Annotated in this window: 13 protein-coding genes and 2 pseudogenes; 4 read left to right on the top strand and 11 right to left on the bottom strand. The window is 37.4% G+C overall.

Annotated features, from left to right (window positions below):
• Window positions 1-300: 300 nt before the first annotated feature.
• Genes HPY74_14870 through HPY74_14860 form a run of 3 tightly spaced genes read right to left on the bottom strand, consistent with a single transcriptional unit; the run spans window position 301 to window position 3541 of the window.
• Window positions 301-1467: an ABC transporter permease gene (locus HPY74_14870; GenBank protein ID NSW91924.1), complete on the bottom strand. Its 1167-nt coding sequence runs from the start codon at window positions 1465-1467 to the stop codon at window positions 301-303.
• A complete protein-coding gene (locus HPY74_14865) occupies window positions 1454-2590 on the bottom strand; it encodes an ABC transporter permease (protein NSW91923.1) in 1137 nt (378 codons plus the stop codon). The genes HPY74_14870 and HPY74_14865 overlap by 14 nt, the downstream gene beginning before the upstream one ends.
• A 12-nt stretch (window positions 2591-2602) precedes the next feature.
• A complete protein-coding gene (locus HPY74_14860; GenBank protein ID NSW91922.1) occupies window positions 2603-3541 on the bottom strand; it encodes an ABC transporter ATP-binding protein in 939 nt (312 codons plus the stop codon).
• An 890-nt stretch (window positions 3542-4431) separates the two neighbouring features.
• Between HPY74_14860 and HPY74_14855 the strand changes: the two genes are divergently transcribed.
• The gene (locus tag HPY74_14855; GenBank protein ID NSW91921.1) at window positions 4432-5079 is read left to right on the top strand and encodes a two-component sensor histidine kinase; all 648 of its coding nucleotides are present in this window, start codon (window positions 4432-4434) and stop codon (window positions 5077-5079) included.
• Complete coding sequence (locus HPY74_14850) at window positions 5076-5714, top strand: response regulator transcription factor (protein NSW91920.1); 639 nt, start codon at window positions 5076-5078, stop codon at window positions 5712-5714. The genes HPY74_14855 and HPY74_14850 overlap by 4 nt, the downstream gene beginning before the upstream one ends.
• An 87-nt stretch (window positions 5715-5801) precedes the next feature.
• Here the strand turns inward: HPY74_14850 and HPY74_14845 are convergent.
• The 3 genes and pseudogenes from HPY74_14845 to HPY74_14835 all read right to left on the bottom strand — a co-directional run bounded on the left by HPY74_14845 (window position 5802) and on the right by HPY74_14835 (window position 8368).
• Window positions 5802-5930 (bottom strand): annotated as a pseudogene (locus HPY74_14845) (Fic family protein).
• Between the two features lie 213 nt (window positions 5931-6143).
• Window positions 6144-7088 (bottom strand): SEC-C domain-containing protein, encoded by a 945-nt coding sequence (locus tag HPY74_14840; GenBank protein NSW91919.1) that lies wholly within the window; start codon window positions 7086-7088, stop codon window positions 6144-6146.
• Between the two features lie 554 nt (window positions 7089-7642).
• Complete coding sequence (locus tag HPY74_14835; GenBank protein ID NSW91918.1) at window positions 7643-8368, bottom strand: GNAT family N-acetyltransferase; 726 nt, start codon at window positions 8366-8368, stop codon at window positions 7643-7645.
• A 541-nt stretch (window positions 8369-8909) separates the two neighbouring features.
• Here HPY74_14835 and HPY74_14830 point away from each other — a divergent pair.
• Window positions 8910-9737, top strand: a complete 828-nt coding sequence (locus HPY74_14830) for an alpha/beta hydrolase (GenBank protein NSW91917.1) — start codon at window positions 8910-8912, stop codon at window positions 9735-9737.
• Window positions 9738-9902: 165 nt separating this feature from the next.
• Here the strand turns inward: HPY74_14830 and HPY74_14825 are convergent, their stop codons facing one another.
• A complete protein-coding gene (locus tag HPY74_14825; GenBank protein ID NSW91916.1) occupies window positions 9903-10931 on the bottom strand; it encodes an IS1634 family transposase in 1029 nt (342 codons plus the stop codon).
• A 117-nt stretch (window positions 10932-11048) separates the two neighbouring features.
• Window positions 11049-11774, bottom strand: a complete 726-nt coding sequence (locus HPY74_14820; protein NSW91915.1) for a DUF434 domain-containing protein — start codon at window positions 11772-11774, stop codon at window positions 11049-11051.
• 412 nt (window positions 11775-12186) lie between these two features.
• Here HPY74_14820 and HPY74_14815 point away from each other — a divergent pair.
• A pseudogene (locus HPY74_14815) lies at window positions 12187-13525 on the top strand (transposase).
• A 480-nt stretch (window positions 13526-14005) separates the two neighbouring features.
• On the opposite strand, the gene HPY74_14810 reads toward HPY74_14815, so the two are convergent.
• The 3 genes from HPY74_14810 to HPY74_14800 form a co-directional block, all read right to left on the bottom strand.
• Window positions 14006-14398, bottom strand: coding sequence for a retropepsin-like domain-containing protein (locus HPY74_14810; protein ID NSW91914.1), 393 nt, complete (start codon window positions 14396-14398; stop codon window positions 14006-14008).
• A gap of 3 nt (window positions 14399-14401) precedes the next feature.
• On the bottom strand, window positions 14402-14647 hold the full coding sequence (locus tag HPY74_14805) for a hypothetical protein (GenBank protein ID NSW91913.1): 246 nt from the start codon (window positions 14645-14647) through the stop codon (window positions 14402-14404).
• A 1379-nt stretch (window positions 14648-16026) separates the two neighbouring features.
• A partial coding sequence (locus HPY74_14800; protein ID NSW91912.1) for a hypothetical protein occupies window positions 16027-16574 on the bottom strand: 548 nt, incomplete at its 5' end.

Raw genomic sequence — 16574 nt, 5'->3', positions numbered from 1 at the left:
TCCTATTGTCATTTTGAGGGCAGGTTTATAACCTGCCCTCCTGCCTTCCGGCGAGGATGGGGGTTAAGGGGGCAAAGCCCCCTTTATTTTCTCTTCATACCTTATTCATTTTTATATTAATGTGACATTTTCTCACGATAATTAACTTATATTTTTCGCTTTCTTAGGTGACATTTTCAAAAAATATTGACAGCTTTAAGTGTAGATTGTTATGCGGATTTTAGCATGTTTTTTGGCTTTTGTTGTTATGTTATCTTATGTTATATCTGGTATATTATGTTTGTGTTTTCGGGCAGACTCCTAGCTTAACCTTTTTTTCTTTGCGATAACCATGGCTACAGCAAAGAATGCCAATGCAAAGCAAACCTGCACCAACATTCCTGATAAAACATGTTCCATGCTGGCAAAATCGAATTGTGTCAGTCCTGCAATCATGTTGTTTGCTCTGACAAACCAATAGGTAGGAGTAAAACTTGCAATCTTTAGAACAAAACTCCCTAAAAACTCCTGGGGCACAAAAACTCCACTGATAAAAGAAAGTCCAAGAGTCACAACATTGCTGACTGCAGCAATTGCGCCCCTACTTTTCACCAAATTTCCGATCAGGAAACTCATACTGGCACCAGAAATGGCAAAAACAAAGGAGTTTATTATAAAGTAAACGGTGTTCATATTGAAACTGCTTTTAAAGTTTAACACGAAGCAGAATGCAACCATTATCAGCCATGAAACAAATGTAAACATAACATTTGCAAGCATGAATTGCATGTTCATGTTTTTAGAGCTCAAAGGTGAGCATGCATTTCTTTTTTTCAAATCACTGTCATTAAACACAAGCATTAATTCGGCCATGCCCAGGATAAGAACATATAACAGCGCATACGGAAAATAGTTATAATAGTAATTCAAGTAAATATTGTTCCTGGAATCATTGGCAGTTGTTCTCAGTTCTACGGACGCACCGTCGAATAAATCCCGCTTCAGATGCCGAACCAGTGATTCCTGCGAAATATCTCCCATTTGCTGCACATAGAGCCTGGCAATATTCAGGTATTTGTCAATGGTTAAATCGATATATGTGTTGCTGTAAGAGTTAGGCACAACTGTCTTTTCAACCTGTACATCTTCCCCTTTCATAAAGCTCTCGGTAAAACCCTCAGGTATACGAAGGATGTAAGTCACAACCCTAAAATACAGGGCATCCTGCAATGCGTCGGTTTTGTCGGGAAGCTCAACAAAGTTAGCAATTTTTCCGAGCTCCTGCTTCAATCCATCTATTAACGGGCTGTTTTCCTCGCTAATAAATGCAATATTGCTTTTTGCCTGGCTGAAAGGGTTCTCCTTTTGCTGTTCATTTGCCGTGGCAAATGTCATTATGATTGATACAACCACAAAAATCGAAATATACATAAGCATAAGCGGTAGGTTTTTCTTTAATATTTTCAAGCAAAGCTTAAAGACTTGCATACTTACGCCTCCTTATTATGAAGTAAATCCCCAAACAGAATGCTATAACAAAGATTAGCAGGATACCTATATTAACGGTATATCTTAAAAAGCCGTCATAGTAGTAAAGACAGTAAAAAGCGTCTGTCAGCAAATTTATGGGATTCAGGTATGATAAAATGGGTATTTTTTGCGCAACGATATATTTCATATTCTGGTACATCATACCTGCCAGGAAAGAACCGGCCATGCTCACGCATATCAATATGCCTACCTTAATGTTTTCGGATTTTTTTACTATTGCACTTATAAATGCGCCAAATGTATTGCCTGCAATAGAGCCAACAATTGTGGTCAGGAGAACATAACCTGTCTTTGTTCCAAAATCGATCCTGATAGCAAAGCGTAAAAACATCAGCATAACAAGCATTTCAACAATATGGATCAATAATGATGCACTCATACTGTACACAAATAATTTTAGCTTGTGAACAGGAGCCGTATTTATCCTGGCGGCAAGCGGAGAAATGTTCGGTTGAGTATCCGTGATTTCACGCATTCCAAAAAAACCTCCGTAAAAGCATGCCATGGCAATTAACGTGTAAAAATATAAAAGCACGTTATTAGGTTCAGCTTTAGTGCCTGGAACCTCTTTGACGTATTGCCGCCGGTTTCCCAGGTCATTAAATAACTCCTGCTGCCTGGAAGGATTAACGGTCAATATGGAATTGACAGCGGATACTGTTTGGATATAATTGTCCAGGAAGTTCTTTATGATACTCTGGTTCATTCCTGATTTGTTGACAACCAGTTTTAACGGGGTTTCAACAACTATATACCCGGCAATTAAATTATCATTAAGAAGCTGCTCAGCCTTATCTTTTGAAACCACAACCAGGTTGAACAGCCTGTCATAACCTTGCGAAACCTCGTTTAAAGCTGACCTGAAATATTGGTCTTCCTGGTATTGTTCGTTATCCACAACTGCAATATCTATTGCTTTAAATGTCTCTCCGTTGTTCAGATTTGAAAAAGCCATATTGAAAAATACGGCCAGGAGCAAGGGAAATATCAATGTCCAGAATATAGTCTCCCGATCCCGGAGAAGGCACTTGAGCCTGTACATAAAGATATGAGCAAACATCATGATTCCCCCTTAATCTCTTAAATCTTTTCCCGTGATTTCCAGGAAAACATCATTCAGGGTAGGCAACTCGGAATATATTTTGCCAAACTGAATTCCCTCTTTTTTAATGAAGTCCAAAACAGTTTCCAGGTTGTTTTCTCCCTTTTTGGACTTGATTAAAAGCAAGCGATTGCTATTGTTATATTCAACGGAAACAATATTTGGCAATTTTTTCAGCGCTGAAAGCTGTTCCTGGGATATACCGTAGGATTCAACAGTGATCTTCTCACCCAGTGAAATCATTGCTTTAAGTTCATCCTTGGTGCCTGCTGCGATTGCCCTGCCTTTATCCAGTATTATAATTCTGCTGCAAATCTGCTCTACCTCCTCCATGTAATGGGAAGTGTAAACTATTGTTGCCCCTTGCCTGTTCAGTTCCACGATCCCCTCCAAAATCCTGTTCCGGCTCTGGGGATCCACTCCGACAGTAGGCTCATCCAGTATTATTAACCTTGGTTTGTGTGCAATGCCGCACGCTATGTTTAATCTTCTTAGCAATCCGCCGCTTAGCTTTTTAGGGTAGAATTTAATATACTCACCCAGTTCGACAAATTCAATCGCTTCATCTACAAGCTTCTTTTTTAAAGCCTTATCCTGCACATAAAGCCCGCAGAAATAATCAATATTTTCGTATACTGTCAATTCGTTATATACTGCCACGTTTTGCATGACTATTCCAATATGGCGCTTAATTTCATATGATTCCGGTGTCATGGGCTGATTAAATACTTCAATTTCGCCTTTGTCATACTTAAGCAGGGATAAAATGCAGTTAATAGCGGTTGTTTTACCTGATCCGTTTGGTCCAAGCAAGCCGAAAATTTCACCCTCCCTTACCGAAAGCGAGAGATGGTCTAGCGCGACCAAATCACCGTAACGTTTAACTAAATTTTTTACTTTTATAATCATTTTGGCTACCTCCTTGTGCCGATGCCAGTGCCAGTGCCAGTGACAGTGACAGTGACAGTGTATACCTGCGCCAGGAAACGCAGCGTGTTGGCGCTAGGAAAATGTTCTCCGTGCCGGGAACGGTTCCCTGTCACATGCTATGTGCCCGTGTGTCAGGTGTCAGGGAATAGTTCTCAATGCTAGTGGATCGTTCTCTGTCACGCGCTCTGTCACACAGCCTGACGGTTCTTATGTAATAATAATAGTCCTTTTCAATTTCCATTGTAAGTGCCGCAAATCACTTTATAAGATGACAAATGTCATATTATATGCCATCACATATGCCTTATCATATGGGGGCAAGAGGTGGAAAGTTGATCAAGGGATTCAGAATAATTTATACTTGTAATTATATAAATCAAATGGTAATATTCTGATTAAGGATATATTTATAATATGGAATAGGATAAACAGTTATGTTTATTTTCATAAATCTAACAGATAAGCTTATTATTTTCATATGCTGCCTGATTGTCTATCTTTGCCAGGCAGATTTAAACATCAGTGTGGTAACAATACTTATCAGCATAACTTTCAGCGGATTTTTAAGCTATTTTGATGACGAAAGGCTAAGAACAGTTTTAACAACAGGGTTTTCCGTCTTATCCTGTTTTGTGTCTGAATTGGTGGTTTTTTTGCCCTTAATTGCTTACGACATGCTATTTTACAAATACCAATATATTAATCTCTTTGGCATTATCCCGCTTCTATATTTTATCAAGCCTGTTTCCATACAATTATTTTCCCCGGTAATAACCCTACTGTTTCTTTGCATATTGATTAGGTACCGAGCGGAAGCGTATATTAAACTATATTTTAAATATAATGAGCTAAGCGACACAACAAGAGAAATGTCGATCCAATTGAAGAAACAGAACAGGGCCTTGATTGAAAATCAGGATAATGAACGGACCCTCGCAACCATAAACGAACGGAACCGTATTGCCCGGGAAATTCACGACAATGTGGGACATTTGCTGTCGAGCGCTATTCTACAGTCCGGTGCGCTCCTTACCATTAATCAGGATGAAAAAGTCAGAAATGGTCTTGAAGCCCTCAATAATACGTTGTCTCTAGCGATGAACAGCATAAGAACCAGTGTCCACGAGTTGTATGATGAATCCATTGATCTTAATGCCGAAATAGAAAAAATAATAGATCAATTTACCTTCTGTGAGATAAGCTATGATTATCATATCAATAGCACACCGGAAAAAAAGCTTAAATACGCATTTATTTCCATTGTAAAAGAAGCTTTATCCAATATAATGAAGCATTCAAACGCGACCCATACTTCCATTACATTCAGGGAACACCCGGCATTTTACCAGCTCATTATAAGGGATAACGGTTCGGTGAAAGGCTACAATATTGAAGACGGCCTGGGGCTTAGAAATATGATTGACAGGGTACATTCATTTAACGGGAATATCAATATAATAACAGAAAACGGTTTTGAAATTTTTATTTCCATTCCGAAGGAGGTACCACAAACTTGAGAATATTGATTGTGGATGACGACAAGCTGGTTTGTGCTTCCTTAAAAACCATATTGGAAGCCGACAGGGAAATTAAAGTAGTGGGGACAGTATATAGCGGCCAGCAGGCTGTGGATCTCTACCTGGACTTAAGGCCTGATGTTTTGCTGATGGATATCAGGATGGATGGTATGACGGGGATAGAAGCTGCTGAAATAATAATAGAAAAAGATAAAAACGCAAAGATTCTTTTTTTAACCACCTTTTCAGATAATGAATATATAGCAAAAGCCTTTCAAATTGGAGCAAAAGGCTATATTTTAAAGCAGAATTTTGAAAGCATAATTCCATCGGTCAAGGCTGTTTATATGGGACAGAGGGTATTCGGTGACGAAATAATTACGAAAATCCCGGGATTTAAGGGTGATACCCGTAAAGATGGCATAAATAGTTTTAACATCAATAGTTTTAATTTGACCGAAAAAGAAATTGAAATAATCACACTGGTAGCAAATGGGCTGTCAAATAAGGAGATTTCAGAGACACTGTACCTGAGTGAAGGAACGGTGCGGAATTATATAAGTGTTATCCTTGAGAAGCTGAACTTAAGAGACAGAACCCAGCTTGCAATTTTTTATTATAAGCATAAATTATGAACTACCACTCGGTTTCTCTCATCATGACTTATTGCCTCCTTTTATAGTTGTTTTCTATAAGCTCCTCTTGACCCAAAAAAGCCGTCCCTTGCCCTCGTACGCATTTACTTTGGCAATCAATTCCGTCAGGTCGTTTTCCACATCTTCCGCAGCGGAGCCCGCCTCATATACGCCGGTTACATAATCGTGCTTTTTAAATTCGCCCGGCCGCTCCTCATATTCAATTGGCGATTTCAGCTCGTTTCCGGTAATATTCATCTTGTCCAGCAAGGCTTTCGTGCATTGAATAAGCATGTATCTCTCTCCTCTTATCAAATTATTAGCTGTTTTAGTTAAAATGCCCCGTCCATGTCCACCCTTAAAGGCAAACATCGTAGCAAATAGTTCTTTATCCTTTAGGATTCGATGTCATAGCGGCACTGCTATTTATTAGATTCTCGTTTCATTTTCTAAATCTTCCAGTCTTTCCTGCACAGCAATTATATCTGTTTTGTCTTTCGCTATAGCTAAGGCTTTTTCATAAAATTCTTTGGCTTTAGCATAATCTTTTTTCATGTCGAAAAAATACATATCCCCCCATCCAATATATCCCCAAGGATTATCGGGATAGTCTTGCACTAACTTTTTATATTCCAATTCAGCCTGTTCATAATTATACATGCAAGAGTATGATTCTGCAATGGAACGTCTCATATTATGAATAATTAATTCATGTTCATCAGGGAAATAGTCACAAAATTCTCTACAATAATTAATTCTTTTTTCAAAATAAGTTTTATCATCCAAAGCAGCATTATGTAATTCATTTTCGAGGTCTTGACAAAAGTTTCTTATAAAAAAGCTTCCATTATACTGCTTGTCCAAAAAATCCAGGTTTTTGTATTCTGGTTTAAATCTATACTTTAGTGCTTCCCATACTTTTAACCAAACATCGCAGGCTTTTTTAGAATCATTTTTTGATAAAAGTTCAAAACCCTCATCAATCAAATCATTCATTTGCTCCATTGACAATATATGTGTTGGTGCTAATCTCTCCCATAAAATCCATGCAGCAAGCCAAGGAAAATCTTCATCCCTACCTTTTGCCGTTACTCTAAAATTCTTAAACCAATTCTCTGAAATTTGTTCTGCTGAATAGAATTTTTCTATATCTCTTAAAAAAGCATCTTTATCAAACGGGATACCGATACTTTCTAACCGTTGAATTATTTCAGCAGTGCTCATTTTGCTTACTTTTTCATATGTCCAAAGACTTTTTAAACGTTGTAAAAAGCCTTCTCTCATAATATCCTGTTCAGGCTTATCAATACAACATTTCTTATATTTCTTCCCGCTTCCACAAGGGCAAGGCTCGTTTCTGCCTATTTTACTCATAATTTATCTCTCCTTATGACAATATCTTTCAACTGTGTATTTCCTTCTCATTCCGCCCGACGGCCGGAGACCCGGGCGGCGTCAGTGGGCTATATTGCAGAGAACACCTTATTCCTGAACCTGTCTCGTGTTATCTACCTGTGTGGAGGGATTCCCGAGTCTGTCGCGGGTAATCGCACTATGCAGAGGGATTCTCGAACCTGTTTTGGGAAATTGCATTATGGTGGAGAGATTCATATAATCATCCATGGGGTTACGGATCCTTTGTATATCTTTTCAACAGTCTCCCTGGAATATGGAAATCGTACAATCAAGCAACCTCCGCCACCTTTTTGGATGGTTACCACCATCTTCTCACCCCTGTTTTTACAATATTATACATAAATAATTAATAAAAGTCAAACATATGCTGCACATAATATCGCTGAAACATCACTATTTATCTTTGAAACTCCGCTTCTTATAATTTTAACTTAATCATTGATGAAGCCCTTGCGGAGATGCTTTATTCAACGATGTCTTCTTACGCTACCTTTTTGATATCTTTCCAGTTTCTATGTAATGTGCTTAACCCATATACAAGGGTCAGTATATATTCCAATATTTCTTTCAATATCAATATCTACCGGATTTAAAGCACCCTCAAAAATGTATTTTCCGCTCTCATATATCTTCATTTTTGTCCATTCTTCCCATTCTTTTATGGTTCCTTTAATTACCATTGATACATCAGAAGTCTTAAACACTTCTCCCCCAAGCTTTTTATGTACCCTTAACCAGGGATCAAATGGAAGCCCATCTTCTCTTATCCACTTCGAATAGTTACTAATAGGTATTAGTGGATACTTTGATTTTAATGTAGGACGAACAGGTACTATCAAAGTATTTATTCCGTTTTTATTTGCAATATCTTTCATCACTTTAAGTACTTCTGAACTTAGACCTCTACCTTTATAATCTTGTGCTATAACCACAGCTAAAGCTAATAAAATATTTGGGTTAAGAGATCTCTTCTTTGTCTCAACCGCTATCTCAATGAGTGTTTTCAAGTTATCAGGAATATTCTCTATCTCTTTCTCCCAATATAGAGGTATTGTATGTCCAAACGCTATTGTTTTTTTACCTTCCAATAATATAACCTGGAAGTTAGAAAATGTCGAAAACAAATGAGACCATTCTTTACAATCCCAATGAAGCATGAACTCTGGCCACGCTTTACTATTTATCAATAAAATTTCATCTTTGAGTTCTAATTTTTCATTCAAAGTAAATTTTTGCATATAATCCCCCATAATATTACTCTATTAAAATTATCTCGAGTCAGCTATAACATCATATATTTTAATCGGTTGGTTGTCCAGGATGATTACATCCATTTATGGAATTATATGTTACACAAAAATAAATCGCACCTGCAATTCCGTATTATTTGCCTGCCGAGCATGCGGGCCGTTCTTCCACATTGCGAGCAAGTTTTGCTGCTATTCCCGAACGATCAAGGATGGCAGGAACACCTTTCGGTTCGTCAAGGAAAACTATTCCTTTTGCCTCAATATGCTGAGCACAATCATTATGGCAGATGCATTCATCATAAATAAACAAGACAATTTTTTTTTATAATGATTTGTTTTTGAAATTAAAATACGAGTTATGCCATAAATTAATTTAACTGAGTGTGTTGCCGCATGCCGGGTTTGGGGTTGCGATAATAATATTTTTGCACTATATGCAGATAAGATAAAATATGTTATGATAAGATAGTTGTATAGTATAGGACAGGATAGGACAGGACAGGATAGGATAGGGTGGGATGTGATAATAATGGGAAAAATGGATAGGATAACAGCATATAACTATTACTCGGATTTTTGGAGAAATCATAGCTTGAAGGAAATTGATTTTAAAGGCAAAAATTGGAATTACATTGCATGTGGCGTGAAAACAGGCAAAACTTTTGTATTTCTCCATGGAGGCGGGCTTGATGCAGGGATGTGGTCATACCAGATCAATGAATTGGAAAAATGTTATAAAATAATTGCTCCTTCGTTTGAACTTATACCTGACTCTTTTCGTTTAAGGTCTGAAGTTATCGAGTATATTTTAAAAGAAGAAAAGGCAGAGCATGTAATTTTATGCGGTCATTCTTACGGAGGCATACTGGCGCAATACTTCATTTCAATATTTCCGGAAAGTGCTGAAAAAATTATTCTTGCCCACACGTTTTTCCCGACAAAAGACTTTATTGAAAGGATAAAGGGTAAGAAAATTAATGTTTTAAAATATATACCAGGGTTTGTAATAAAAATGGCCTTCAAAAGGAGGATGAAATACTGTCAAGATTCGCAATACAATGAATTCCGCAATACATATCTCAATAATCTGTATTCCGGGATAGACCATAAATCATTGATGGGTTTCTATACATCATTTGTTGACAGATTGAAGGAAGAACTTCCAGATACAGCAAACTGGAAAGGGGAAATCCTTTTAATTAACAGCAAGGATGATAATGACACCATCGATAAATATGAAGAATTGATTGCTGCCTACCCGGGAGCAAAAACACATCTTTTTGAATCAGGGGCTCATCATACGCCTTTACTTTTCCCCGAGGAGTTTACAAAAATTATTTCGGAGTTCGCAAATTAATATGTTTTGTCTTTTCATCCATCGCATATTTTAAATTTTCTTTGCTTTTCTTAATTTTAATTCTTCATTCTCTTCACTAGCCAGAAGTTTCCTAGTTATTTAAAGTCAAATCTTCCAAAGCCTTATAACATATGGCTTGCAGGATTTGAAAGTGTATTACCTAACTTAGTTTTGATGAACCTTGACAATTTCCAATATATCCATTATTTGTTGTTGCAGGCTGCTTACCTCAGAGAGGGTGTAATAGTCTTTTTGTCCTGAGCCATTAGGATAAATATGAGCAACTTCATGTTGTTTCCGGGCCTCATGGTCTATTTCGTATGAGAAAGTTACATTGTCGTGCTCCTGGTCCAACTTATAACGTATTATCTTGTTTAAAGGGCCATCTGAGAGGATTTGCTTAATCTGTTTTTCGACACTTTCCATGGTGGGCTTCTTTCCCTTCGGTTTCGGATTTTTTGCTCTTTCATCAAGTTTACGTTTTAGGTCTCTTAATGAACTGTTGGCTTTCCTTAGTTGATGGACCAACCCCTGCATCTGTCCTAAATAAAGGGCTTCGTTATAGGTCACGACCACTGTACGTTCTATTCCAAGTACCTTTTTCTTTAGCCTGTATGCACTGACACCACCAAAACCGGCTCCTTCTAAAGGAACATATTCACTTAAAGGTATTTTTAGAAGATCAGTATGGTGGCTTGGTTTAAGTGATGATACAAAATCAAAAGGTGAGGTTTCAAGGTGTTTGTAGGCATCCTTTGAGTTGTTTCCCTTATCAAAGACCAATGTAACATCATGAAACTCACTGCTTATTTCCTTATACCTTGCAACCAGCTCATCTGTGATAGTTTTAAACTGTTTCGGATCAGTCACATTGCCGGCATATACTTTGTGAAACAGGGGGATGTGAAAATCCCTTGTCACCATGAGTGCAAGGCCAACCTGCTTTAGATCATTCCTCTTGGCTTTGTTGTGACCTCTCTGAGGCAGTTCTGACTCAGAAGCCGTATCAATCCAGGTAAAGAAGTTGGTTGTATCGTATATGAGGCACCTTAGGTCAATATCGAACATTTTAACAACTTTTTTAGTAAGTTCAAGTTCAATTTTACTGATATTGTCCTCATTTAAATACCCCATATGATCCCAGAACCTCTGGCTTGTAAGGTATCGTTTGTCAATCCTCATTACCCGGGACAAACAGGTTTTCACTGATTACATATTTAGGCTTGTTATTTTTCAAAATAACAACCAACTGTCAACCAATGAAGTAGCTATCCAATGAAATAGCTATCCCCTGCCTTCTAAAATCCGGATTCATGGCTTAGAAGGATTGAAGTTTATAATCCAGGCATCTTTTATATAATCACCGATAATTTTTCTTGAAAGATTAAACCAGCTTATGCATTTGTCAAGAACAGTAGAATCCGAAGTCACTATGCGATCCTTTTTGGAAAGAACATAATCAGCATCCGGTACAAGTTCAACCTGAACAGGAATATCCCATTCATCAGCATGTTCAAGGATTTTATACCGTAGCCTGCCGGAGTTTGAAACAGGTGCGTCCAGATAAAACCAGGCTTCCGGAACCGAAAGCTCCCTAAAACATTCTTTTATAAGTTCCAATGCCTTATCGGTTTGCCGAATCAAGCGATAGGTGCCACGCAAGCCCGCTAAGTCTCTCATGACACCATCATTTCCAAGTATGACCGGGCTTTTTGAAAGCGCCACTTCAAGAGTGATAATAAGATTAAATCCGTCAATGTATAGACATCCTTCACGAGCGGTTTCAAGAGGAAGCATTTTGTGTTTCCTTCTTTCATTTTGAAAACTTGAGGAAACCGCTCTTTGAAGAGCAAGCCTTTGTCTCGCAGAAAGCAGGTAATGGTTGCATATAAAGGGTATTACCACATTTGGCTTATATCCCCTGTCAAGCAGCCACTGGATCTCTTCCTGAGCGGTCTTAAGCACGGATATGGCCTCATGTGAAAACCACTTGTGATCATTTGGATTAAAACCTCTTCTTGTTGATTTATTTGACAAACACTATCCACCCCTACACGTAAAATTGCTTCAATTATTAAAGATACATTATCATAATAAAACGAATTAATATTAATTTAATTTCAGCTATTAAATTCAAGTCCTAAATAGTTAGCATTTCAGCAGTCTATACACCATTCGCCCTTAGCGCTTTATGGATTTTCGTGTATAATCCAACCTTTTCATAATGGGAAAAGTGGTGCATCGCCTGATCGGTTCGGCGCTAAACGGAAAGAATCATAATATTAATATATCCTCCATATGTAAGTATATTATTTAGTTATTTGTAAAATGCTGAAACCCTTTAAATTATAGGGTTTTAGCATAATTTTTATATTGATTTCCTCCCCCAAATAGTGTATAATTATGTTGAAAATTGAAATTTTACCACTAATAAGGAGGAAGAAATCAAATGCTTAAGCAATTTAAACAAATTTCATTCGCTGACATTTACTCCCAATGTAAGGACCTGTTTCAAAATAACAAACCTTCTTTCCTAAACCTTCTCTCCGAATACTTTGATTTAGCATCTTATATCCCTCTTACCTTCTACCGTGCCTACTACAGTACTCTGGGAAGGGATAGGAAATATTCACTGGTTTCAATGCTTTCAGCTTTAATCCTTCAAAAAATCCTCGGTATACCTACCGTCTCTTTGTTAATCATATTCTTGCTCCTTTGCAGAGAAGCCCGGGAATTTTGCGGATTTTTCGATAGTGTCCCCGATGATTCTCAGTTCTCAAGGTTTAAAAAGGATTTTGTTGAGCATATTAAAGGACCTTTTTGAAAACCTTGTAGACATTACAGAACCTCTGTGCCAAAAAATTAACTCCCAACTCGCTTCCACCCTCATTTTTGATACCTCCGGTATTGAAGCCTACGTTACTGAAAATAATCCTGTGCTTCTTCTAATACTGAGGTCAAACAACTCTTTATTAACGGCCATTTCTGCTACGTCTACAAGTTCGCTATACTTACAAATGCCCTCGGTATCGTCAGAAATATTACCTTCCTTGATGATGACTTCAAAGAAAAACATCCGGAAGTTGAAATAGACAAGAAGTCCGACTCTCCCGAGGAGGACAAATCTATCGGTGACTCTACTGCCCTAAAACCCGTTCTACAAGACTTCTTCAATATGCACCCGAATGCCCCTCACCACACCTTCCTTGGCGATTCCATATTCGATACTTACGATACCTACCCATTCTTGCTTAATGAGTGCGGCTTTGAAAGAGCCATAATCCCATTAAATCCAAGAAACACCAAGTCTTAAGCTTCTTAAGCCGGGTTTTGATGAGTTAGGCCGTCCGCTCTGCCCTAAGGATGGAACTCCTTTTAAATATGCCTACCCTTGTAGGGGTAAGGGAAGAGCTCCAAGGGATAAATGGGAGTGTCCCAAGATTTCCTGGGTAAACGGCAAGCGCGTTTGTACTTGTGAGGACCCTTGTACCTCTTCTCCTTCAGGCAGGATGGTTTATACCTACCCTCACCAGGACCTTCGTACTTACCCCGGTATCATTAGAGATTCCGATGAATGGAATACCCTCTATAACTTAAGGTGTAAAGTGGAGCAAAATATTCAATATTTCAAGGAACCTATGGCCGTAGGCTCTCCTAAAACCCGTGACAGGCTGACAATTAAAGCTGATGTCTACCTCGCCGGCATCACACAGCTAATTACTGTCATCCTTGCTGACTTACTTAATAAGCCTGAATGTTTTAGAAGCCTAAGGCCTCTTATTGCTTAATACTATTGCTTTTTTATAATTACTTACTTAAGCTTACCTTCAGTATATACTGAAGTTATTTTGGCATGCCTTTTTTTGTCCTCTTATACTCTTTTCTATTTGTTTCTTACCAGGATTTACAAATCTAACCCTTCAAATCAAGTTCATCTTTGATGGTAAATTTTTACTCACCTCTTTTTTAGATCTTTTTGCAAATCTCTATATTATAAATTTATTACCATAAATGATACTTACTTTTTTATTTTCCAAAACCTTATTTTAAAATTCGCGCCAAGGATGGCTCGTTCCTTACATCCAATATCACATAACGACCGGGTATTTGCGACGTTCCTGAGCCGGACCCTTAAGGAATATCCCCTTGATGGAGCTTCGCTCCCGGCGAAAGGATGTGGTGTACAATGCCTTAAGAATATGCCTTAGTGCGTCCTTGTGCAAATACTATATTAAGCGATGGAAAATGTTGACATACAGAGAACCACTCTAAAAATTCTTTTTGTACACTGTTAAATCAACTAAATCAATAATTATGCCTACTGTTATTAAAAAATCTAGTCCTATAAGTCCATTAACTCTTTCATAAGGATCTATCTCTCCAAAATCAATCTTCATATTTGCTAAAGAAATATCTCCTATTGTTACTCTATCTATACTTTTCCGTACTGAACTCATCTGTAGTCCACCATATCCTGACGATTTAACAAGTTCATCATCTTCTGTAAACTCAACATCTAAATCTTTTAGATAATCTGTCAAAATAATAGTATGATATGCCCCTGTATTAACTATAACATCATCAACAGTAATAGATTTATTCCCATGTTGTAAAATAACAGAAGCGTATAAAAGTCCATTCTTATACTGCAATTTATACATACTTTATACGCTCCTCCTTATCCCTATATGTTTTACCAGGTCAATTATTAGCTTTTCATTTTTAGTGCTATAAACATATTCTCCTTCTTTACGCTGTATAAATTCTTTCATAGCTTCTTTGCCATCTTTAATAGCTTTTATGATAGCAACCTCATCAACATATTCCTTATTTCCTTCAATATGAGATTCTGCTATCTTAAACTTAACAAACTGATTAGGATATAACTTTCTTACTTCATCCCAAGTCATAATAAATCGCTCCTTGTAATTTTTTATATCTCCTTGTGGAATTCTTTCAATAGCTGTAATAATCCTTTTTCTTGTATTTACGTCATATGTCTCCAATGTCTTGTATGCACTTCTTAAATAAGTAATCTTCCGCATTTTACTCACCTTTAAGAAGCTCATTTACTTTCTCGGATGATACCCTTTCTTCCGTATTTATGAGATTCCAAATTTCTTCTTCTTCTTCAAAATCTAAATATAGCACTTGTTCTTTCTTTCCTTTTAAATTCCTTTTAAATATAAAAGAAAATCTATCACTTCTCCAACCTTAGTTTCAGGAATATCATCAATAAGTTTCAAAATTATTTCTTTTCCTGTATTCATAGCTATCACCACCATTTTTATTATTCCTAAATATATTTTACCATATCTTCAATAAAAAAATAACTTTATTTTACACTACACACTAATGGCGCAGATATCGCAACACATATCACATAACATCTTATTCCCGAACCTGTTTCGTTTTATCTACCTGTGCAGAGGGATTCCCGAACCTATTTCGGATATTACCCTTATGAGGTAGGGATTCCCGAACCTGTTTTGGGAAACTCCACTATGGTGGAAAAACCCATAAAATCATCCATGGGACTGCATATCCTTTAGGTTGCGTATCTTTTGTAATCTATTTCACATGCATGGTTATAAATCTATGTCGCCTTTGAGCTTGTATGCCCCAGGAGTTCCTGTAGGCAGTGCAAGTCAGTACCGTTTTCCAAAAGGTGCGTTGCATTATGAAGAAACAGCACTTATATTGAACTCAATATAAGCTTTATCTTCTCACTCCTGTTTTAACAATATTATACAATAATAATTAAAAAGTCAACATGCGTGCGATTCCGTGTGAATTTGCAATTTCAATATATACCCCATTAATTATCATATCACCCATTTTCTTTCTAATGCCATATGTATCTTTTTCGATAATTGAGCCGTTGCTATAATTCAAATCATTATCCTGCAACTCTAAATCACTGCGTCGATTTGGACTCAGACCTTGTACACAATTCCGAATACGCTTTGTTCTCCAACGTATTACCTACATCCAGCCCAGCCATACACCTGAAGGCAAGACTGGACGTATTCCTAACCATTGGAAAATATATTTCAAACTTCACCTGTATAACTGTGGGTTTTATTTTGCAATAAAAGAATACCATTATTACTATATTTATTAAACAAATCTCTTAAACCATCAACAAAGACTTTATAATGCTTGTCTTCTTCCGATGGGGGCGTAAGATGCCGATAAACTACCTCCAATAAAGCTGTCCAACGTCAATAATCTATTATTATCGAATACTCATACATCTCCCCTCAAACTACACTCTGTTTTATCTGTATTATTCGTCCGTCGGCTGGAGCCCAGGCAGCATCTCAAGATTTTCATAAGCTTTTTTCCTTCTCCCATAAGCTCTTGCATCAAACAATCCGGATGTTTGTACTGCCTGGATAATCTCGCTTTTAAAGGCTGAATGCCGGGGATATTTACTTCTATATTTCTCGATTAAGTCCATACCCTTTTGCCTTTCCCCCCTGTTCGCTAAAGTCTCTGCCATCGCAACCAGTAGTCCGGCTGCTTTATGATAGCTTCCCCGATGCTGGTTGTTGACAATTGCATCTACCCTGTCTCCTATTTCCTTTATACACCAGTTCAGGTAAAACTCCTCTTGCTCTTTGGTTAGCTTTATAGACTCTTTTATAAAATCAATAACCTTCCGGTACTTTTCAATATATTCCTGGCTTGCATTATAACTTGTATTCCTAATAGCATCCTCCCACTGTTTATAAAAAACTTTTAAATGTACTGCTTCCTTCGATAAAACCGCCATCATAAAAGTGACGAATAATGGCTTGGGATTCTCACTGGAACTCCATCCAAGGGGACCTT

This window comes from Bacillota bacterium (genome assembly GCA_013314855.1).
Taxonomy (GTDB): Bacteria; Bacillota; Clostridia; order Acetivibrionales; family DUMC01; genus Ch48.
This window is presented reverse-complemented; position numbering and strand designations above follow the sequence as displayed.